General features: G+C 59.7%; 17 protein-coding genes. 10 read left to right on the top strand and 7 right to left on the bottom strand.

What is annotated here, in order from left to right; translation table 11 throughout:
- The first annotated feature begins 7 nt into the window (after positions 1-7).
- Complete coding sequence (locus ABHR63_RS07940; protein WP_346965179.1) at positions 8-1,387, top strand: serine/threonine protein kinase; 1,380 nt, start codon at positions 8-10, stop codon at positions 1,385-1,387.
- Between the two features lie 37 nt (positions 1,388-1,424).
- Here ABHR63_RS07940 and ABHR63_RS07935 read toward each other — a convergent pair whose 3' ends face one another.
- A complete protein-coding gene (locus ABHR63_RS07935) occupies positions 1,425-2,558 on the bottom strand; it encodes a coiled-coil domain-containing protein (RefSeq protein WP_006234328.1) in 1,134 nt (377 codons plus the stop codon).
- Between the two features lie 234 nt (positions 2,559-2,792).
- Positions 2,793-3,425 (bottom strand): MOSC domain-containing protein, encoded by a 633-nt coding sequence (locus ABHR63_RS07930; protein WP_271760189.1) that lies wholly within the window; start codon positions 3,423-3,425, stop codon positions 2,793-2,795.
- Between the two features lie 222 nt (positions 3,426-3,647).
- On the opposite strand from ABHR63_RS07930, the gene ABHR63_RS07925 reads away from it, so the two are divergent.
- Entirely contained in the window at positions 3,648-4,904 is a 1,257-nt protein-coding gene (locus ABHR63_RS07925; RefSeq protein ID WP_035137907.1) for a carboxylate--amine ligase, read from the top strand.
- An 84-nt stretch (positions 4,905-4,988) separates the two neighbouring features.
- Positions 4,989-5,735 carry an aspartate/glutamate racemase family protein gene (locus tag ABHR63_RS07920; protein WP_040358337.1) on the top strand — a complete coding sequence of 249 codons (747 nt, stop codon included), beginning with the start codon at positions 4,989-4,991 and terminating at the stop codon, positions 5,733-5,735.
- A gap of 123 nt (positions 5,736-5,858) precedes the next feature.
- On the opposite strand, the gene ABHR63_RS07915 is transcribed toward ABHR63_RS07920, so the two are convergent.
- The 5 genes from ABHR63_RS07915 to ABHR63_RS07895 form a co-directional block, all read right to left on the bottom strand.
- Positions 5,859-6,605 carry an energy-coupling factor transporter transmembrane component T family protein gene (locus ABHR63_RS07915; protein WP_346965178.1) on the bottom strand — a complete coding sequence of 249 codons (747 nt, stop codon included), beginning with the start codon at positions 6,603-6,605 and terminating at the stop codon, positions 5,859-5,861.
- Positions 6,598-8,349 (bottom strand): ABC transporter ATP-binding protein, encoded by a 1,752-nt coding sequence (locus ABHR63_RS07910; protein ID WP_346965177.1) that lies wholly within the window; start codon positions 8,347-8,349, stop codon positions 6,598-6,600. The genes ABHR63_RS07915 and ABHR63_RS07910 overlap by 8 nt, the downstream gene beginning before the upstream one ends.
- 212 nt (positions 8,350-8,561) lie before the next feature.
- Positions 8,562-9,134 carry a hypothetical protein gene (locus ABHR63_RS07905; RefSeq protein ID WP_161144754.1) on the bottom strand — a complete coding sequence of 191 codons (573 nt, stop codon included), beginning with the start codon at positions 9,132-9,134 and terminating at the stop codon, positions 8,562-8,564.
- Positions 9,135-9,534: 400 nt separating this feature from the next.
- Entirely contained in the window at positions 9,535-11,484 is a 1,950-nt protein-coding gene (locus ABHR63_RS07900; protein WP_346965176.1) for a C69 family dipeptidase, read from the bottom strand.
- Positions 11,485-11,892: 408 nt separating this feature from the next.
- A complete protein-coding gene (locus tag ABHR63_RS07895) occupies positions 11,893-12,810 on the bottom strand; it encodes a diacylglycerol/lipid kinase family protein (RefSeq protein WP_006234316.1) in 918 nt (305 codons plus the stop codon).
- 98 nt (positions 12,811-12,908) lie between these two features.
- Here ABHR63_RS07895 and rnd point away from each other — a divergent pair, with 98 nt between their 5' ends.
- The 7 genes from rnd (at position 12,909) to ABHR63_RS07860 (ending at position 19,741) form a co-directional block, all read left to right on the top strand.
- Entirely contained in the window at positions 12,909-14,042 is a 1,134-nt protein-coding gene (rnd, locus tag ABHR63_RS07890; protein ID WP_006234315.1) for a ribonuclease D, read from the top strand.
- Between the two features lie 64 nt (positions 14,043-14,106).
- A complete protein-coding gene (locus tag ABHR63_RS07885) occupies positions 14,107-14,811 on the top strand; it encodes a zinc metallopeptidase (protein WP_161159686.1) in 705 nt (234 codons plus the stop codon).
- A gap of 115 nt (positions 14,812-14,926) precedes the next feature.
- Positions 14,927-16,378 carry an exodeoxyribonuclease VII large subunit gene (gene xseA / locus ABHR63_RS07880; protein ID WP_346965174.1) on the top strand — a complete coding sequence of 484 codons (1,452 nt, stop codon included), beginning with the start codon at positions 14,927-14,929 and terminating at the stop codon, positions 16,376-16,378.
- 42 nt (positions 16,379-16,420) lie between these two features.
- A complete protein-coding gene (gene xseB, locus ABHR63_RS07875; RefSeq protein WP_006234311.1) occupies positions 16,421-16,687 on the top strand; it encodes an exodeoxyribonuclease VII small subunit in 267 nt (88 codons plus the stop codon).
- 49 nt (positions 16,688-16,736) lie between these two features.
- Positions 16,737-17,072, top strand: coding sequence for a histidine triad nucleotide-binding protein (locus tag ABHR63_RS07870; protein ID WP_195363649.1), 336 nt, complete (start codon positions 16,737-16,739; stop codon positions 17,070-17,072).
- A gap of 147 nt (positions 17,073-17,219) precedes the next feature.
- A complete protein-coding gene (locus ABHR63_RS07865; protein WP_006234305.1) occupies positions 17,220-18,398 on the top strand; it encodes an acetate/propionate family kinase in 1,179 nt (392 codons plus the stop codon).
- A gap of 164 nt (positions 18,399-18,562) precedes the next feature.
- Complete coding sequence (locus ABHR63_RS07860; RefSeq protein WP_117745913.1) at positions 18,563-19,741, top strand: acetate/propionate family kinase; 1,179 nt, start codon at positions 18,563-18,565, stop codon at positions 19,739-19,741.
- Positions 19,742-20,328: the final 587 nt, after the last annotated feature.

Genomic DNA, 20,328 nt, shown 5'->3' with positions numbered 1-20,328 from the left:
GGACGCCATGGATACTCAGAGCCCAACATATTCCGATGACGAGCTGACTGCTTCACTTGCCGAGCATTTGGCGTCGCTCGACCGCGATGACAGCTATCGTGTGGAGCGCGTGCTCAAGTGCTCGGATGTCGAGACGACCGAACTCGTCTATTTTGAGGGCTCTGGCGGCGGGTCTCTCGGTCCCTTTGTCCGCAAGCGCATCGATGCTTCGGCGCAGATTGGCGGGGCCTACGAGCGCCTGTTTGCGGCTCAGCGGGCCGGACGCCGTTTTGAACACTTACCCCGGATTGTCGATTGCCGCCGCGCGGGCGAGGAGCTCGATGTGGTGATGGAATATGTCGAAGGCGAGACGCTCGAGGCGCTCGTGGGGCGCCTGGGCGCGACGCCCGATTATGCCCGCGAGCTGTATCCCGTTCTGTGTGAAGCGGTGGGCGAGCTGCATGCTGGTTTTGCAGCTGCGGGGGAGCCAGGGGTACCGGTAATCCATCGCGACCTTAAACCCTCGAACATCATCGTATCGGGCGTGAGGTATGCGGCCGATGCTGGCATGACCTTCTCGTCGTTGGTGATTATTGACCTGGGAATCGCGCGCGTATGGCGCGATGGCGCCGATGCTGACACCGTCAAGTTTGGCACGCGACCCTATGCGCCGCCCGAGCAGTATGGGTTTGGGCAGACGAGTGTGCGCAGCGATGTCTACGCACTTGGGGCCCTGTTGTTCTTTTGCTTGACGGGAGTCGACCCTAAACCAGGGCTCGACATGCGCGAGCAATGTGAGGCATGCGGCATTCCCACTCCACTTGCCGATGCCGTCTGCATGTCGATGGCGCTCGACCCGGCCAAGCGTTTTGCGAGCGCGGAAGCGTTGGGACGGGCGACGCGCGCGGCATACGATCTAAGTCGCCCCGTGCGGCCTCCTGCGCCTGTGCTTGTCCGTACTCCGGCCTCGGAGACGGTGTTGACGCCCCAAGGGCTCCAGAACCCCACAGTGCTTCCTAGACCTGCCGCCTCCGCTGCATGTGGTCTGCTCTCTCGCGTTCCGGAGTCTCTGGGGCGCATTTGGAATACGCTCATCTGCTTCTCGCTGCTTGTGTTCTTTGCCGGAAGTCACTTTGCCGTCTTTCACCCCACCGGAGCAAACCAAAGTTACCCGACGTGGCTTCTCATAATCGAGTATTTTTTCTTTGTCGATGGTCTTATGGTGCTTATGCATTTTGCGCTGCTCGATAAGCGCCGTCTTCGTCGGCGATTCGCACTGCTCGACAGCTATCGCGGCAAGAAACTCGCGAAACTCTGGCTCAAGGCATTGGGTGTGCTGCTCCTGTGCATGATCGTCATAGTCGCGGTTGCCAATGCGACCGGCGTCGTCGATACCTCCGCTACCTAAAAGAAAAGGGCCCTATTGGGGCCCTTTGCAGTTGCACTTAGATGCGGTTCATCTGAGCGGCGACTTTGTTGTACCAGTCCTGCCACGTGGGCGGGCAGTACTTTTTGGCCGCAGCCGGGGTAAGGGTGGAGCCGTAGTTGGCGCCCAGATAGGCAACGTGAGCGGAGATGCCCTCGCTCCAGCTGCCAAAGCTGCGCCAACCGCCGCCACGTGCACTCCAGCCCCAGGCGTTGTAAGAATTGGCGCAATAAGCGCCCTTGGTGCTCTCGATGCAGGCGATGGCGGGGGACCAACGGGGATCGACACCGGTATTCCAAGCGGCGACGGCAAAGTTATAGCCCTGGCCTGCCATGGGGGAGCCGGCGAGATAATTGTCGATGCGGCTCGTCCACTCATTAATGAACGAATCGTAATCGGAGCTACCGGTATTGGCGTTGTTCACCGTGGTGTCGATGGTGGTGTTGGTGTTGGTGGCCTGGCTGCTGGAATTGCTGCCGCTTACGCCCTCGCCCGAGAGCTTCTCGGCGGCAGCGGCCTTATCGGCCTCAAGCTTGGCAAGCTCGGCGGCATTTTCCTGCTCGGCTTTTGCCTGTGCCTCGCTGCGGAGCTGCTGGGCCTGCGCCAGCGCATCCTCGGCGTTTTTCTGCTCTGCCTCAAGCTGAGACTTGGCCTGCTGGAGCTCAGCCTTGTTCTGCTCGAGTTCGGTTTGCATGTTATTGAGCTGTTCGATCTCGTCGACGCTCGAGCTCGTGATCTGGTTGGTGTATTTGCAGGTCGTGATGAACTCACCCAGGCTCTGCGCGTTGACCAGGAAGCTCACGATGGGATTGGTGCCCTTCTGATACTTGTACAGATCGCGCATGGCGGAGCTTGCCTTGGCCTGCTGCTCGGGAAGCTTGGCCTCGATTTCCTCGATGCTTGCCTCATTGGAGTCAATCTGCTTTTGCAGGTCATCGAGTTTGGTGCGGGCGTCGTTGTAGGCGCTCGTGGCGGCTTCGATCTTCTGCTGGGCTGCGGAAAGCTGGTCCTGCGTTGCCTGCGAGGCGGCATACGCCGCAACGGGGGAGAGCATCGGCGTGGCCGTCAGCGCAACGGCGAGCGCGGCACTCGTGATGATGCGAGCCGGCTTCGACGCAATGAGCGCTGCGGTGCGATGATTCGAATGCTGCATCCAGTCCCTCTGCAATCAATCGTAGGTTATGGTTCGAACGGTATTCTACTACTGCTTTCGACCTCAACTTGAACCTTAAAGGTTCCAAAGGGTCAAGTTGAACTTGAGGCTTTGGCTTTGACCTGCAGTTATGATGAATTGTTGAGAAACCATAGAGTTCAACTTTAACGTTACAGAGCTCTGTTTGAGAGGAGTTTTGGGCTGTAAAAGCCATCTCAACGTGGGGTTTTATAACTACAGCGTGCCCTTCTGGCGAGCCTGCTCAATCTCTTCGAGGGCCTCGGCGGGGGTGAACGAACAGGTGCCGTCGCCGAGTTTGATTACCTGGATATCGTCGCCGGCGTAGACCTCTCCGCCCTTTAGTGCCACGCCAAAAACGCCCTCGTGGGGAAAGATGCAGTCGCCGGCGAGATAGTAGATGGCACAGCGTGTGTGGCAGACCTTGCCGATTTGGCTGATTTCGACAAGCACCTCGCTGCCAAGCTTGAGCTGTGTGCCCAAGGGGAGCGAGAGCAGGTTGATGCCCCGGGTTGTGAAGTTCTCTCCGAAGTCGCCCTCGTGCACATCGAGCCCGCGCGCCTGCGCCGTCTGGATAGACTCTGCAGCTAAAAAGGAAACCTGGCGGTGCCAATGCCCGGCGTGTGCGTCGGAGGCGAGGCCAAATTGCTCTATAACGGTGTCGTGCCCGTCGGCGACGGGCGACTTGCGCGTGCCCTTGTGTGCCGACGTGTTGATCGAGACGATGCGGGCGGGTCCGTTGTAGGCGTCGTTTGCCGTGCACAGGGGAGCGGTCGCTTTCGCACGTTCCGCCAGCTCGCGCCTCGCGGCATTGAGGATGGGATTATCGGTCGGATGGTCTTGGGGCACGTGTGCACCTTTCGCTCGAAGATGTCAATACGCTGAATCCTACAACAACGGTAGGTTCATTGCCCATTGTCATACAACGGTGGGCGCCGTCTTCGTGCTGGACGATTACGTCGATTGCCATAGATACGGTGGAGCTTTGGGCGCCGGCGGCTTGGCGCGCTAGAATAAATCAGTTGCGCAAAGACCGCCCGTTGTGTGGGCAGTTCATGATAGGAAGTTTCCATGGCATTGCAATTTACAGAGCGCGAGTTCATTCCCGTGCTGCTTGGTGGCGACATCAACGCCTATTCGGTGGCGCGCGCCTTCTACGAGGAGTACCAGGTCAAGAGTCTGGTCTTTGGCAAGTATCAGACGGGTCCCGCGTACCGCAGCCAGATTATCGACTACACGCCCAACGTGGATATCGACACCATGCCCGTGATGCTCAAAACCGTCAACGGCATTGCCCAAGCGCATGCCGACAAGACTATTGTCCTTGTGGGCTGCGGCGACAACTATGTCGCTCTCGTGGCTCAAGCCAAGGATGCTCATGAGCTGGCGGATAACATCGTCGCTCCCTACGCGCCCTACAGCATGCTCGAGCAGTGCCAGAAGAAGGAGATCTTCTACGAGCTGTGCGAGAAGCATGGCGTGCCCTATCCGCACACGTTTACCTTTACCAAGGCGATGCTCAATGCCCAGGGTGAGGCGCCTGCCGAAGTGCTCGACCAGATTGATTTTCCTTACCCGATGATTCTGAAGCCTTCTGACGGCATCATGTGGTGGCAGCATGAGTTCGAGGGCCAGAAGAAGGCCTATGAGATTGCCGACCGCGCCGAGCTGGAACAGGTCATTCGCGACTCGTATGCCAGCGGCTACACCGACGACCTGATCTTGCAGGATCGCGTGCCCGGCAACGACGAGTACATGCGCGTGCTCACCAGCTATTCCGACCGCAACGGTAAGGTCCGCATGATGTGCCTGGGCCATGTGCTACTCGAGGAGCATCAGCCCCACGGTGTCGGCAACCATGCCTGTATCATTACCGAGCCCAACGACGAGCTCATGGGCGGCGTGCGTAAGTTGCTCGAGGACCTTCACTTTGTGGGCTATTCCAACTTTGACGTAAAGTACGACGAGCGCGACGGCTCGTTTAAGTTCTTCGATTTCAACACGCGCCAGGGCCGCAGCAACTACTACGTTACCAACAGCGGCTTTAACGTTGCCAAGTATGTGGTGGACGAGTATGTGTTCAACCGTCCGTTTGAGCCGGAGTTTGTGACGGCTCAGGACGAGGCCCTGTGGATGGTCGTCCCCATGGGCGTCGTCGACAAGTACGTCAAGGATCCCGAGCTGCGCGCTAAGGTGCATCGCCTGGACAAGGAAGGCAAGGGCGCCGACCCTTCGTTTATGAAGGGCGACTTTGTCTTTAACCGCTGGCTGCGCATGTGGCACACCAAGCTGCGCCACTTTAAGCTGTTCAAGACGTATTACAAGTAGATGAGCGCGGCGCCCGTCCGGTTTGCATCGGGCGGGCGCGGGTATGATACGCGCAATTGCGCAAGCGTCACCAAGGAGGCGGCGATGGAAAAGCTGGGAGTTATCGGCGGCATGGGCGCCGAGGCCACGTCGTATTACTACGACCAGGTGGTGCGTCATACGGCTGCTGCCTGCGATCAGGAACATATCGACATGGTGGTACTCTCCAAGTCGACCATGCCCGACCGCACGCTGGCCATTAAGACCGGCGAGCATGCCAAACTGCTGGCGACCATGAAAGAGTGCGCCCAGGCACTCGAGTCGCTGGGCTGTGCACACATTGCCATTCCCTGCAACACGTCACACTACTTCTATGACCAGATCCAGTCGTTTACGAAGGTGCCGATTATCCACATGCCGCGTGAGTCGGTGCGCTATGCTCTGGCCGGTGCGGTGATGGGGGAGTGTGAGTTCGACCCCAACCTGAGTATGCCGGCCGAGCCGGTGCATAAGATCGGCATCATGGGCACCGATGGCACCGTGGGCGCGGGCGTCTACGGCCGCGAATGTAAGGCTGCGGGTGTTGAGGTCGTCTATCCCAGCGAGAAACGTCAGAACGATGTGATGTCGCTTATCTACGATGATGTGAAGGCCGGACGTGAGCCCGATATGGATAAGTTCGACCGCGTGATGTGGGAGTTCGCCCGTAGCGGCTGCGACCGCGTCATTCTGGCCTGCACCGAGCTCTCGGTGTTGCAAAAGTACCGAGAGATGCCCGAGATCACCCTCGACGCCATGGATGTCCTGGTGCGCGAATCCATCATCCGTAGCGGCGCTCCCTACCGCCTCTAGCTTCCGACCTGTCAAAAGGGACAGGTTAATTTTGGTAGGTTTTATCTGGTGAAACAGTAAGGCCTCGGCTCGTTTGGTGCGAGCCGAGGCCTTTTGCGTTGGGCGGTTGCTGTCAGTGGTGAACTAGAACAGGAAGCCGATGGCGATGAGGGCGATGCTGACGATGAGCACGGCGATGTCCAGGCCCTTGATGGGGTAGCGCTTGTACGAGCTGGCGCGCGTACGCAGGTAGAAGCCGCGCTGTTCTGCCGCCAAGGCTGTGGCATCGGTCTTGCCCACGCTCGAGATGAGCAGTGGCACGCACAGTGGCAGCATGAGCTTAAGCTTCTTGATGGGGTTCTTGGTGTCGTACTCGACGCCGCGTGCGGTCTGCGCCTCCATGATGGCGTTCATCTCTTGACCAAACACCGGCACGAAGCGCAGCGCCGTGGTAAAAGTGAAAGCATAGCGATACGGCACGTGCAGCACCTCGACGCAGGCGTTGGCAAGGTCGTTGAGCTTGGTCACCGTGAGCATGAGGATGAGTGGTAACGCCACACCCAGCAGGCGCAGACAGGCCTTCGATCCCGTGATGAGGCCCGTGTCGGTGATAAAGCTCCACACCACGTTGCCATCGCGCATAAAGGCCAGCTGGAGCACCAGCATGATAAGCGCGAGCGGAATCAGCAACTTGAGCAGCGAGAACAGGCGGTTGACGACGCCCGCATAGGCACCCAGGGCAAGGGTGAGCGCCAAAAAGCCCAGCAGCGCCACGTAGGTGTCGGACAAGAAGATGCCGACGATGATGGCGGCGGCGAGGCCCAGTTTGACGACGGGGTTCAGGCGATGCAGCAGCGTGTCACCCGGCATGTAGTCGATGACGTTAACCACGGTGGACCATCTCCTTGGTAATTCGAACGACATCGGAGACCTCGCTCACCTGCGCAAAAGCGGTCGAGACGGAAGATGCCAGACGGCGCGAGAGCTCAATAACCTGGGGAGGCTCCACGTAGGCACGCCGCATGAGATCGATGTTCGAGAATAGCTCGTGCGTGCGGCCGCGGTCGAGGATGCGACCGTCGGCCATTACCACAATGCGCTCGGCAAAATCCGAGACGACTTCCATATCGTGGCAGACCATGATAACGGCGCAACCGCGCTCGGCCATGGTGCGCACCGTTTCCATGACGGTCATGCACTCGCGGTAATCAAGGCCGCTCGTGGGCTCGTCGAGCACGACGATCTTGGGCTCAACCACTACGACGGAGGCAAGCGCCACCATTTGTCGCTGACCGCGCGAGAGCGAGAAGGGCGCCTCGTCGGCCGGCAAGCCAAAGCGGTCGATGACGAGCTGGGCGCGACGCAGCGCCTCGGCACGGTCGATGCCGGCAAGCTCCAGGCCAAAGGCGACCTCGTCGAGCACGGTGTCCTTGCAGATCTGGCGGTCGGGGTTTTGGAAGAGGGTTGCGACCTCGCGGGCAATGCGGCTCGTGGGGACGGTTGCAGTATCCAGTCCCGTGACGCGCACGCTGCCCGAGGCGGGCTTGAGCAGACCCGTGAGCAGCTTGGTGAGCGTGGTCTTGCCGGCACCGTTCTGGCCGACGATGCCCACGAGCTCGCCGGGATAGAGCGTCAGGCTAAGGTCGTGTACGGCGGCGCCGCCATTGGGATAGGCAAACTCAACATGGTCGAAGGTGAGTACGGGTTCTGCGTCCTTGGCATGAGGGCGCAACGACGGCGCATGCGGGGAACCGGCAGGCGCTTGGGCTTCGATGGCCGCGTGTGCGGGGTCGACGATGCCCGAAATCAGGCGCTCGGCCTCATCGACATCCAAGCAGGGGGTACCGCTTACCAGGCCATCGGCCTCGAGGCTATTGAAGATACGCGTGACGCGAGGGCAGTCGACGCCGATGGCACGGAGCTCGTCGGTATGCGCGAAGACCTCGTGTGGCTCGCCCTGCAGCGCGATTTCGCCATGGTTGAGCACGAGCACGCGGTTGCAGTACTCCGAGAGTAGGGCGACCTTTTGCTCAACGACGACGATGGTGATTCCAAGTGTGCGGTTTGCCTCACGCAGCGTCTCGAAGACCAGCGTGGAGCTGGCGGGGTCGAGTGCCGCGGTGGGCTCGTCGAGAACCAAGACGCGCGGACGCATGGCGAGGATGGCGGCGATGGCCACCTTTTGCTTCTGTCCGCCCGAGAGGGTGGCGATCTCGCGGTCACGCTGGTCGCTGATGCCGACGGTCTCGAGCGTTTCGCTCAAGCGCTGCTCGATCTTGTCGTGGGGAACGCCAAAGTTCTCGAGGCCAAAGAGCATCTCGTCCTCGACGATCGAAGCGACCATCTGCGTGTCGATATCCTGCAGCACGCTGCCGACGATTTGCGACACGTCGGTCAGCGAGACCTCGCAGGTGTCGTGGCCGTCAACCATGACGGACCCAAAGAACGTGCCGGTGTAGTGGTGGGGCACGGCACCTGACAGGCAGGCGGCAAGCGTGGACTTGCCGGCGCCCGAGGGCCCGATGATGCCGATGAAATCTCCCTTGTTCACGCTGAGCGAAATGTGGCTGAGCGTCTGCTCGGTCTGCGTGCCATAGGAGAACGAGACATCGTCGACGTTGATGATCGTTTCCATGGATACCTTTCATAGTCATTGGGGACGTTCTTAAATGACCAGTCGTTTAAGAACGTCCCCAAAAGCTCGTTGTTTGGGACAGTCTTTGGTGGTGAAGCACGGAGACGGCTTTACGAGGGGCCCCAGGTTGGCGCGAAAGAGGAGCGAAGCGTACTTGGGTACGCGAGCGACGAATTAACGCCAAGATGGGGTGGCTCGTAAAGCCGAGCGGGTTAGTTGAGCCTAAGGGCCTTCTGGATGGGCAGGTAGAGGGCGCCGACCAGAATGGCGTTAAAGACGGCGGTCATGGCAACGACGGGCAGCATGGCGGCGGCGAGCTCGCCTACCACGCCGAGCATGGCCATCTTGATGACCATGAAGATGACGCCGGAGGCAAATGTGGTCAGGAAGGTTGCGACAATGGCGATGGCGGGCTTGATTTGACCGTTCTTGCCGGCGGCGTTGACGATGCCGGCCATGAGCATGGCGGCGATGCCCTCGGCGGCAAAATCGACGAACGGCGAAGTGGTGGTGATCTGGATCACGGCAGCCGAGATGAGGCCGATGACGAGCGCCTGGCCGATGTTGGGGCGAACGACCAGGATGGTGAGGCAGAAGGCCGAGATGATGAACTCGGGGCTGATCATGCCGCCCGAGATGCCCGAGATGGCCTTGCCGACGGTGAAGTTGAGGATGAAGCCGGCGGCGAGCAGGATGGCAAGCAGGACGAGGGCGCGGACATCGAGTTTGCCACGGTCGGCGGTCTGGACGGTGCGGGGCTGGGTGGCGGTGGTGTTCTGAGACATGGTGAAAATCCTTTTGGAATGGGAGTGCAAGAGAAAAGCGGAGGCGCGTGATGCGAATGCGATCGGGCTCGAGATAGAAAAAGGCCCCCGGTCGAAACCGGAGGCCTTCCAATCACCTAGAGCGCAAAAACAGGCGTGAGGGACTCACTGTCGACCGATCGTATTCGCATCACGCCACCACCAGTTGTTAAGAGACTTCATCGTGTTCTTCATGTCGGTGGCTCCTTTCGTGATGCCATGGCGCGGTCGCACCTAGTTGCTGTTGCGCTGCACTATAACACAGCAAAGTGTGTGCGGGGAAATCTTTTTTGAAAAGATTTCAGGCGGGTTTCCCGCCGGTCAAAAGAGCGGGCTGTGCGGGCGAGGCTGCCATTGCTGCCTCGCCCGCACAGCTAGGACGTTACTCCTTATTGCGACGGTAGAGGAAGTAACCGCCCGCGGAGATGACGGCAACGCCAGCGATGGCGAATGCGGCCACCATGCGGCCATCAAAACGATCGCCAGTGGTGGGCAGGCCGCCCTTGGTGTTCGTCTTGTTAGTGGTTACCGTGGTCGTGGTGTCGGACTTGCCAGGCTTCTCAGGCTTGGCGGCCGGCTGCTCGGGCTTAGCGGGCTGCTCGGGCTTAGCGGGCTGCTCGGGAGTGCCAGGCTGCTCAGGAGTGCCGGGCTGATCCGGGGTGACCGGATCGGTGGCAAGAGCATCCTTGGCGTAGGTGATGGACACCTTGAGGCCGTTGGTCTCGGTGTTCAGGTCGCTTGGGGTAAAGGGCTGGTCGAAGTTTTCGGCCTTCTGATAGGCGCGCATCTCCTGGAGCAGTGCCTTGCACTTCTTGTAGGTGTTCTCGGTAGCAGCCTTGCCGGCCTTGTTGGCCAGGGCGGTGCGGCCCTCGGTGGTCGTCTCGGCCAGCATGGCGGCGTCAACTTCCTTGTTCTGCTCGATAAGCTCGTTCTGGAGCGCATCGAGGTAGGCACGGACGCTGACACCAAGGGTGTCAGGGTTCTCGAAGCAGAGCGAGCTGATGTCCATGAGGACGTAGTTGATTGAGTTCTCGGGCTCCTCGTTGTACACGACGTCAGTCTGGTTGCAGTGATCGAAGGAGACGGTCTGATCGCTGAAGTACGGGCTGACCTCAGTTATCAGAGCGGAGTACAACGGGATGGCGACGGAGTACGCGGCGCGGGAGAGCATTTCCCACTGGATGGTAGCGACTTCGGGGTCATACCCGCGACGAATCTGGAAGAGGTTGATCTCGGTGTTGCGCTCGCTGCCGATGCAATAAACACCATCAGTGTTCGCGTTGAGGCCAGGGACGTTCTCGCCGCGGTTGCCAAAGGCACGAATCAGCTCAAAGATGCTCCAGCCAGACTTGCCAGGCCTGAAGAACAGGGGCTGGATTTCGCTGACCATGGCTCCCTTTTGGTCAGGTTTTCCATCCTTCTTTACTGTGATAATGTCGTAATCTGTGCCTTCGGTCAGCTGACTACCAAAATAATCGCGGCCTTGCACATAGCGGGACCACTGGTTTACGCCGGAATCGGCGAGGCTTTCGCCATACGTTTGGGCGACATCGAATTTGCCGTCAGCGGAGTATTTGGCGAAGCCCTTCTCCACGGGCATGGACTCGATGCCCTCGGAGTGTAGGCAGTTCTCGGGGTCATCAAGGTCGACATCGTAGTTGAGGCTCCCGATATTAGGGTTGAGCGACGCGACGTCGTCAGCGAGCTTCATGGCGATCCACTGATGGGCGGAAAGTGTGGCGAACAGCCAGGTCTCGTTGTTGTCGGCGATGATGATCTGGTCGTTGGTGCAGACGCCTTGATCATCGATCAGTCTGCCGAGAAGCTCGACGCCCTCGCGGGCCGTGGCGCTCTCGCCCAGGATGATGCTGCCGTAACTGTACTCGCCCAGACCCACTTTCTCATCGATGCGGTCTGCTGCATCGGCCTCCTCGTTATAGGAAGTGCTTAGCGTGGCAGAGCAGGAGACGCCCTTCTCGTTGATTCCGGCCTCGGAATAGGCGTCGGTGCGACCCATCCAGTTGGAGGGGTGGTCGCGTACATAGCTGTAACGATAGGTAGGCTTGTTCGAAGTGTATTCAAAAGCAGATTCAATCGAGCTGTACTTAAAGCCAGGTTCGTGGGCAGGTTCGATGCCGTAGTGCTTAAGATAGCGCTTGCCAAAGTCCTCGGCGCGGCCGTAGTACGTATTGCCGTCGGCCGTATAGTTTTTGCCCATGTATATCTGCGTGCAGGCGAGCGCAGATGTCGGCATGGACATGATGGTTGCAGCTCCAAAGGCGAGGCCTATGCCTAGCTTCTTGAGCGCGTTGACGGGGTGAGTTTTCCTCATTTTCCCTCCCAGCGTGCGAAAGCCCTCTGTCGCCAGAGGGCTTCAGCCAATAAAGACACCCCATTAGCGTAACGAACTGGAAACAATATTCATCTATGAAAGACACTTACTCGATAAGCGTGATGAAATATGCGACGAGCGGTTAATTGTACTCAGTTTGTAGCTTTACTTTAATAAAGACGCCCTGTAATTACTGTAGCCGAATAAAGTAGCTGGGAATGCCTGAAATGAAAATCCCCTGCTGTTTGGCAAATGCATAAACAGCAGGGGAGACGATAATTGGATGAATATCATACCAATGTGGAATTACTTCTTCCGGCGGTGGATCACGTTGATCGCATAGCCGACGAGCATGGCCAAAACGATGATGATAAAGCCGAGCAGGGGATTGTCGTTCATAGGGTCCTCCTATTTTCCGAGCGGGGAGAATTCGTCGACGATGAGGTCGAGGCATTGCGGAAGCGCGCGGGCTCCAAAGACGCCCGAATTGCTGGAGATAATCTCGCCATCGAACTGCATGCCCAGCGACGGGGTGCAGGTGATCTTGGCTTCCTTGGTCTGGATGATCTTGAACTGCGGGCGCCCGAGTACCTTGCCGGCGGGGTCAAGCGCAGCGGTGATCACAGTAGGCAGCAGCTGCACGGTGCGCACGGGTTCGATGACCGCAATGTCGACCATGCCATCGTTCATGCGGCAGTCGGGGAACAGGTTGATGTCGTTTTGGATGACCGAGGTGTTGCCGGCCATGCAGCAGATGCCGTCGAGCTCCTCGACAATGCCGTCATGCTCAATCGTAAAGTGCGCTACCGTAGGGTTGGGCGTGGCGAGCGCAGAGAGGAAGTAGGCGATCTCGCCGATGTCGTTTTTGGTGGGGGCGGCCTTCATCATGATTTCGGCGTCGAAACCCGAGCCGGCGATGATGATGAAGCCGTGGCGCTTCTCGTTGCCGTTCTCGTCGAGCCAAAAGAGCTCGCCCATGTCGACTTTGACCGTGCGACCGGCACGGCAAGCCTTGGCAAGCGCCGCTGCCTCGGGGGCATTACCGATGTTGTTGAAGAACAGGCAGGCCGTACCGGAGGGGAAGACGAGCGTGGGGACACCGCATCCGCGCATCTGGTCGAGCACGTTGGAGACAGTGCCGTCGCCGCCCGAAACGACCACGCGGTCAAACTCGCGCACGTCTGCCACGGCGTCCTCGGGTTCCATGCCATCGCCGATAAAGCGCATCACGACCTCGTCGCCGCCCTGTGCAAGGGCGTGCGTGAATGCGAAGATTTCATCTGAGCTGGGGCCCGATGCCGGGTTGTGGATGATAAGGCAGCGCATACTTACGTTCCCGTTCTGTGACTAACCGAGTATAGTTGTAAGGCAATGCCGATATCCTACCCGTGTTTTTCGGGCCTAACCTTATTCGATGGGTTGATATGTACATTTCCACACATCAGGCTCTACTCGACTTTTGCCAGCGCGCCCGTGAGTTCGACGCGATTGCCGTCGATACCGAGTTTTTGCGCGAGCGCACGTTCCATCCGCGTCTGTGTTTGGTTCAGATTGCCACCCCTGCCGAGAGCGTAGCGGTCGATCCCCTGGTAATCGACGACCTATCGCCGCTGGCCGAGCTTATGGCCGACGAGAGCGTGACCAAGGTCTTTCACGCGTGCTCGCAGGATATGGAGGTCATGCTCCATACCGTAGGCGTGCTGCCGCGTCCGATTTTTGACACGCAGGTGGCCGCCGCCTTTTTGGGCGAGCGCCAGCAGATTTCGTATGGCGCGCTTGTTCAGACGTTCTGCGGTGTATCGCTGCCCAAGACCGAGTCGCTGACCGACTGGTCGCGCCGCCCGCTGACCGATAAGCAGATTGAGTACGCGATCGATGACGTCAAGTATCTGATCGTGGCCTATACCGAGATGATGAGCCGCCTGCGCGAGCTGGGCCGCGTGGACTGGGTGCTCGACGAGCTGCGCCCGCTGGCTGACGAGTCGCACTATCGCGCCGATCGCCACGAGGCGTTCCGCAAGGTCAAACGCATCAACTCGTGCAGTCGTCACCAGCTGGGTATCGCGCGCGAGCTCGCCGCCTGGCGCGAGGACCGCGCCGAGCGCCGCAACATCCCGCGCAAATGGGTCATGTCCGACGACACGCTGCTTGCGCTCGTTAAACGCAATCCCGTGCGCGTTGAGGAGTTCCGCAGCATTCGCGGTACCGATCAGTTGGGGGAGCGCGACGTGGACGGTGCGCTCATGGCCATCAAGCGCGGCGCAAGCTGCCCGCACGATCGCCTGCCGCTCATGGTGCGCGGGCATCGCCAGATCTCTCCGGAGTTGGAGAGCGTGACGGATCTCATGTACGCGCTCATCCGCCTGGTTGCCGAACGCTCGGGAGTGGCGACCTCGGTCATTGCCTCGCGCGATGACCTGGCCGACTACATTGAGCATCCCGAGCAGAGCCCCTTGCGCGAAGGCTGGCGCTTTGAGCTTGTGGGCTCGCGCCTGGACGATCTGCTCTCGGGCAACATGGGGTTGACGGTCAAAGATGGCAAAATTGAATTGCTGTAAGGAAGCCTAGCCGCTTGAGTGGGTAGAATGCCTCCAACGTGTAACTCGATTCGGAGGAATTCGCATGCCTTATTACTATGGATACGGCTTTGGCATCGACCCGCTGTACCTGCTGGTTGTTCTTGTCTGCACGGTGATTGGTCTTGCCGCACAGAACTATATCAACTCGACGTACAAAACCTGGTCCAAGGTTCGCTCGGACGGCGACACGGGCGCCACGGTCGCTCGCCGCATGCTCGACGCCAACGGCTGCAACGCCGTGGGTATCAAGGGTGTCGCCGGCGAGCTCACCGACCATTACAACCCGCAGGACAATAACCTGTATCTCTCGGATGCCAACCGTTCGGGCGGGTCGGTCGCAAGCGTTGCCGTCGCCTGCCACGAGGCGGGCCATGCCGCCCAGCGTCAAAGCGGTTACGCCATGATGAAGGTTCGCACCGCCCTCGTGCCGGTCGTCAACTTTACCCAGAACACCTGGACCATCGTGTTGCTCTTGGGCCTGTTTATGAACATCGCGGGACTCACGACCCTCGCACTGATCTTCTTCTCGTTTAGCGTGCTGTTCCAACTGGTTACGCTGCCGGTTGAGATTGATGCCAGCCGGCGTGCCGTGGCGTATATTGAGCAGTCGGGTATGAGCTCCAAGCAGGTCAACGGTGCCAAGAAGGTGCTGACGGCCGCCGCGCTTACCTATGTGGCTGCGGCGCTCACCTCGATTATTCAGCTGCTCTATCTTATGGCTCGCTACAACAGAAACTCCAACCGATAACAAATGGGACAGGCAGGCGCCGCGGGGATTCGTGTCCCCGCGGCGCTGTACTATGTGTTGGACTTGAATTTGCGCAGGGCCGGAGCCCATGTGCACGATGACGAAAGGAGGCTGCGTGGCGGGCTGGAATCTAACCGGCAATGCCGTTTCCGCCGAGTTCGACGGTTCGGACGATCAGGAGCGCAAGGAGCTCAGCGTGAGCCAGGCGGTGGAGATCGCCGCCGGCGCGCTCGATGCCATTCCGCAGCTGAGCGTTTTGGGCGAGGTCACGGGTTTTCGTGGTCCCAACGCCCGAAGCGGCCACTGCTACTTTCAGATCAAGGACGACTCGGCGGCCGTCGACTGCATCATCTGGAAGGGCGCCTATCTCAAGCGCACGTTCGATCTGCGCGACGGCATGCAGGTGAGCTTTAAGGGCAGCTTCAATCTCTATAAGGCCACGGGCCGCATGAGCTTTGTCGCTCGCTCGTTTTCGCTGGCGGGGGAGGGTCTGCTGCGTCAACAAGTGGCGCAACTGGCCGAAAAGCTACGCCGCGAGGGCCTGATGGACGAAGCGCGTAAGCGCCGCATCCCGGTGTTTTGCTCCCGCGTGGCGGTCGTTACCTCGCTTTCGGGTGCCGTAATCGACGACGTCAAGCGCACATTGCGTCGTCGCAACCCGCTCGTCGAGCTCGTCTGCGTGGGCGCTAAGGTTCAAGGCGAGGGTGCGCCGGCCGAGCTTATTGAGGGCCTGCGCCGTGCCGCCGCCATCACGCCAGCGCCCGACTGCATCTTGCTGGTGCGCGGCGGCGGCTCCTTCGAGGACCTCATGACCTTCAACGACGAGGAGCTTGCCCGTGCGGTGGCGGCTTGTCCTGTGCCCGTGGTGACCGGCATTGGCCATGAGCCCGATACCTCGATTTGCGACATGGTGAGCGACCGCCGCGCCTCCACGCCCACGGCGGCGGCAGAATCGGTGGCGCCGGCTATGACGGAGTTGGCCGATGTGCTCGAGGCGCGCCATCAGCGTCTGGGTGCCGCGATGGCATCGATGATTGGGTCGAATCAGGTTGATCTGGAGATGCTCGACCAGCGCGGTCGCCGCGCCTGGGATACCTATACGGCCCGCTTGGGCGATGCGCTCGATGCGGCTGCGTGCCGCCCGTGCCTCAACGACCCAACGTTTATGGTCGAGCGTCGCGAGTCTGAGCTTGCCCTGACGGCCGATCGCCTGTCGGGCGCCATAGTACGCTCGGTCGGGACATTCCGCTCCAACTTTGAGCGCCTGCCCGAGCGTCTGGTTGCAAGCACCTCGGGGCTCGATGGCAAGCGCCATGCGCTCGCGCTTGCGAGTTCCCGTCTGGAGCATCAGGGGCGCACGATGCTCAACAAGCCCGCGTCCGACCTGGGCCGTGCGGCAGCCTCGCTAGATGCCCTGTCGCCGCTCAAGGTGCTTGCCCGTGGTTATTCCATCGCGTACAGCGATGATGGGGTGGCCACGAGCGCCAAGACCTTTAAGGCCGGTGACGCCATCCGCGTGCGCATGGCAGACGGCAACGTGACGGCAACGGTCGATACGGTCGAGTAGGCCGCGTTTCATAGCGATAAACCTTTAGGAAAGGAAACAGATATGGCAGAGAAAACCCCGGTCGAGCAGCTTACGTACAAGCAGGCTTCGCAGGAGTTGGAGCTCATCATCCGCAGCTTGGAGTCGGGCGATATGGAGCTCGAGGAGTCGCTCGAGAGCTATACCCGCGGCGTCGAGCTCCTCAAGAGCCTGCGCACCCGCCTGTCCGATGCCGAGCAGAAGGTCTCGGTGCTCCTGAAGGACGTCGACGGCAACGACGTGCTCGCCGACGGCGAAGCCGCCAACACCGACGACAACCTCTCGTTCTAACCATCCCGACCAAATATAATTACCTTGGTCTGTGAGAAAGGAACCAACCATGTGCGATTGCATCTTCTGCAAAATTGCCAACCACGAGATCCCCTCGACCGTTGTCTATGAGGACGACCAGGTCATCGCCTTCGACGACCTCAATCCCCAGGCGCCGGTCCATACGCTCGTGATCCCCAAAAAGCACTACAGCGATATCGCCGATAACGTGCCGGCCGAGACCATGGGTGCAATGGCTCACGCCATCCAGGAGGTCGCTAAGGCCAAGGGCTTGGCGGACGGTTTCCGCGTCATCTCCAACAAGGGCGTCAACGCCGGCCAGACCGTCATGCACTTCCATATGCACGTCCTCGGCGGCAAAAACCTGGGCGAGAACCTCATCTGAGGGCGCTTCTTCCTTGCAATGAAACGGGAGCTCAAGCACCGATAACTTATATATCAACGCAATAAACCCGAGCGCGAGGGCGTTTGGGTTTATTATTGAAGCGTATGTAACCTGGCGGCGCCACACCGCCTGTTAGTAGGGAGACACATGAACGTTCTGGTCGTCAACGCAGGATCTTCGACCCTTAAGTATCAGGTCATCGATACCAAGTCCCACAAGGTGTCCGCAAAGGGCTCCTGCGAGCGCGTCTGCTTTACCGGCGGTACCTTCACCCACGCTGCCAACGGTTCCAAGAAGGTGACCGAGAACATCGAGTTCCCCGACCACAAGGTCGCCATCGAGGTCGTTCTGAAGGACCTCGAGGCCAACGGCGTCAAGATCGAGGGCATTGGTCACCGTATCGTTCAGGGTGGCTGGTACTTTGGTGATTCCTCCCTCGTCGACGAGGACGTCCTCGCCAAGATCCGCGAGGTCGCCCCGCTGGCGCCGCTGCACAACAACCCCGAGGCCAACGTTATCGAGTACTGCCTGGAGCAGTATCCCGATCTGCCCAACGTTACGGTCTACGACACCGCTTTCCACTTCAACATGCCCGAGGTCGCCAAGACCTACGCCCTTCCCAAGGATGTTTGCGACAAGCTGCACATCCGTAAGTACGGCGCCCACGGCACCAGCTACCGCTACATCTCCAAGAAGGTCGCCGAGATGACCAACGGCGAGGCCCGCAAGGTCGTCGTGTGCCATATCGGCTCCGGCGCTTCCCTGTGCGCCATCGAGGATGGCAAGTGCATGGACACCACCATGGGTCTCACCCCGCTCGACGGCGTCATGATGGGCACCCGCTGTGGCTCCATCGACCCGGCTACCGTGTGCTACCTGCAGCGCGAGGGCGGCTACACCTTCGATGAGGTCGATGAGATGATGAACAAGAAGTCCGGCCTTTTGGCCGTGACCGGCGGCAAGACCAACGACTGCCGTAACGTCGAGGAGCTCGCCGCTGCTGGTGACCCCGAGGCTCAGCTCGCCTTCGATATGTTCGTCTACAAGATTGCCGCCAAGGCTGCCGAGATGGCTACTTCTATGTGCGGTATGGACACGCTCGTCTTCACCGCCGGCATCGGCGAGCACGCTCCGGCTGTCCGCGCTGGCGTGGCCGACCGTCTGGCCTTTATGGGCGTCAAGATGGACCATGCCCGTAACGCCCTGCGTGGCGATGGCGCTTGGTGCCTGTCTGCCAAGGATTCCAAGGTCAAGATTTTCGTCATCCCCACGGACGAGGAGTTCATGATCGCTTCCGACGTCGAGCGCATCGTCAACGGCAAGTAATTGCAAGAGGGGAGGGGCTGGACGACCAAGTGCCGTTCAGCCCCTCTTTTGCGCTCGTTGGGCGATATGCCTGATAGCTATTTATTAAGATGTGATAACTTCTTATTAAAATGCGGTCGCCTTAAGAGGTCTGCGTCGACCGTATTGCACTGCAAAGGAGTCTCATGAACGTACTTGTTGTCAACGCCGGCAGCTCAAGCCTTAAATATCAGCTTCTGGATACCGATACCCGCGAGGTTTTCGCCAAGGGCAACTGCGAGCGTATCGGCTCGGACATGGGTATCTTTGGTCATTCCGAGAACGGTGGCGCCAAGCAGACCGAGGAGGTTCCCTTCCCCGATCATCGCTCTGCTATCGCTTGCGTGCTCGAGGAGCTCGAGAAGACCGACTTTACGATCGATGGCATTGGGCATCGTATCGTTCAGGGCGGCTGGCACTTCGATGATTCCGCAGTTGTCGACGACGAGGTTATGGCCAAGATTCTTGAGGTGGCACCGCTTGCTCCGCTGCACAACTACGGCGAGGCCGCAGCGATTGAGTATTGCCGTGAGAAGTATCCGGAGCTGCCCAACGTGGCGGTCTTCGACACCTCGTTCCACATGACCATGCCCGAGGTTGCCTACACTTACGCCCTGCCCAAGGACGTGTGCGACAAGTATCATGTGCGCAAATATGGCGCCCACGGAACGAGTCATCGTTACGAGTGGATGATGGCCAAGGAGATCCTGGGCTCGCGCTGCCACCGTCTGCTTTCGTGCCATTTGGGTAACGGTGCTTCGCTCGCTGCTATCGAGGACGGCGTGTGCCGCGACACCACGATGGGCCTCACGCCGCTCGACGGCCTGATGATGGGCACTCGCTGTGGTTCCATTGACCCGGCCACCGTGTGCTACCTCCAGCGCGAGGGAGGCTACAGCTATCAGGAAGTTGATGACATGATGAACAAGCAGTCTGGTCTGCTTGCCATCTCGGGCATCTCCAACGACGCCCGCGACATCCGTACACGCGCCTCCGAGGGCGACGAGCGCTGCCTGCTCGCCTTCGATATGTTCGCCTACAAGGCCATGCAGCAGGCCGGCTCCATGATCGCTTCCATGGCGGGCGTGGACACCATCACCTTTACCGCCGGCATCGGCGAGAACGACTGGTCGATCCGCAAGGCCTTCTGCGACTGCTTTGAGTGGCTGGGCGTACGCATCGACAACAACAAGAACCGCGAGGCCGTGGGCAACGGCCCGCAGGTCATCAGCGCCGCCGGTTCCGCCGTCACGGTCATGGTCATCCCCACCGACGAGGAATACATGATCGCCCACGACGTCGAGCGTCTGACCAAGAACAACTAACGCACGCATTTGCAAGTAAACGAAAGGCCTCCAGAGCAACAGCTCCGGAGGCCTTTTTTACTAGCAGGCGGACGGCGGAAACCCCATCCCATTTCGAGCGCAAATACTGGGACACGCTTTCCGGTTGAGGCACGTTGCGGAAAGTGCGACCCACAATAAAGCATAATTCCGTCCCACGGTTTCCCAAACAGGCCCCAAGCGGAAGCTGCATCCCACAATCCGCCTTCAAACCGGGACACACTTTCCGGTGGGCCAGACATCAGACCGCAGCCAACATTTCGGTCCCAAAGTGACCATATCTGCATCGTTTGACCCTCCAGCAACGGCACTCATCCATTCAGTTTTTCAGCGCCAGCTCGTAGCCAAGCCGCCGTCCACCCCAGATACCCTGATTGCTACGTGGCGGTAGAAGGCCGTACGGGCTAACCCCTGAAAACACTCCGCAGACCAGAAACGCCCCCGTTCGTAGCTCCGAAGGAGCAGAACGGGGGCGTTTCATTGGTCGAGGACGTTTTCAGGGGTTAGCCCGTACGGCCTTCGGGCGATGCGTACGCTACTCAGCCATCTGAGCCTGGACGGCGGTGATG

It is taken from the genome of Collinsella aerofaciens (assembly GCF_039752775.1).
GTDB lineage: Bacteria > Actinomycetota > Coriobacteriia > Coriobacteriales > Coriobacteriaceae > Collinsella > Collinsella aerofaciens_R.
This window is presented reverse-complemented; position numbering and strand designations above follow the sequence as displayed.

What these genes read in the sequence shown, in the direction of transcription:
- ABHR63_RS07860 (WP_117745913.1), top strand. Translation starts at nt 18,563, where the DNA reads ATGAACGTACTTGTTGTCAACGCCGGCAGCTCAAGCCTTAAATATCAG.
- ABHR63_RS07865 (WP_006234305.1), top strand. Translation starts at nt 17,220, where the DNA reads ATGAACGTTCTGGTCGTCAACGCAGGATCTTCGACCCTTAAGTATCAG.
- rnd (WP_006234315.1), top strand. Translation starts at nt 12,909, where the DNA reads ATGTACATTTCCACACATCAGGCTCTACTCGACTTTTGCCAGCGCGCC.
- ABHR63_RS07870 (WP_195363649.1), top strand. Translation starts at nt 16,737, where the DNA reads ATGTGCGATTGCATCTTCTGCAAAATTGCCAACCACGAGATCCCCTCG.
- ABHR63_RS07900 (WP_346965176.1), bottom strand. Translation starts at nt 11,484, where the DNA reads ATGAGGAAAACTCACCCCGTCAACGCGCTCAAGAAGCTAGGCATAGGC.
- ABHR63_RS07910 (WP_346965177.1), bottom strand. Translation starts at nt 8,349, where the DNA reads ATGGAAACGATCATCAACGTCGACGATGTCTCGTTCTCCTATGGCACG.
- ABHR63_RS07885 (WP_161159686.1), top strand. Translation starts at nt 14,107, where the DNA reads ATGCCTTATTACTATGGATACGGCTTTGGCATCGACCCGCTGTACCTG.
- ABHR63_RS07905 (WP_161144754.1), bottom strand. Translation starts at nt 9,134, where the DNA reads ATGTCTCAGAACACCACCGCCACCCAGCCCCGCACCGTCCAGACCGCC.
- ABHR63_RS07940 (WP_346965179.1), top strand. Translation starts at nt 8, where the DNA reads ATGGATACTCAGAGCCCAACATATTCCGATGACGAGCTGACTGCTTCA.
- ABHR63_RS07920 (WP_040358337.1), top strand. Translation starts at nt 4,989, where the DNA reads ATGGAAAAGCTGGGAGTTATCGGCGGCATGGGCGCCGAGGCCACGTCG.
- xseB (WP_006234311.1), top strand. Translation starts at nt 16,421, where the DNA reads ATGGCAGAGAAAACCCCGGTCGAGCAGCTTACGTACAAGCAGGCTTCG.
- ABHR63_RS07895 (WP_006234316.1), bottom strand. Translation starts at nt 12,810, where the DNA reads ATGCGCTGCCTTATCATCCACAACCCGGCATCGGGCCCCAGCTCAGAT.
- ABHR63_RS07935 (WP_006234328.1), bottom strand. Translation starts at nt 2,558, where the DNA reads ATGCAGCATTCGAATCATCGCACCGCAGCGCTCATTGCGTCGAAGCCG.
- ABHR63_RS07925 (WP_035137907.1), top strand. Translation starts at nt 3,648, where the DNA reads ATGGCATTGCAATTTACAGAGCGCGAGTTCATTCCCGTGCTGCTTGGT.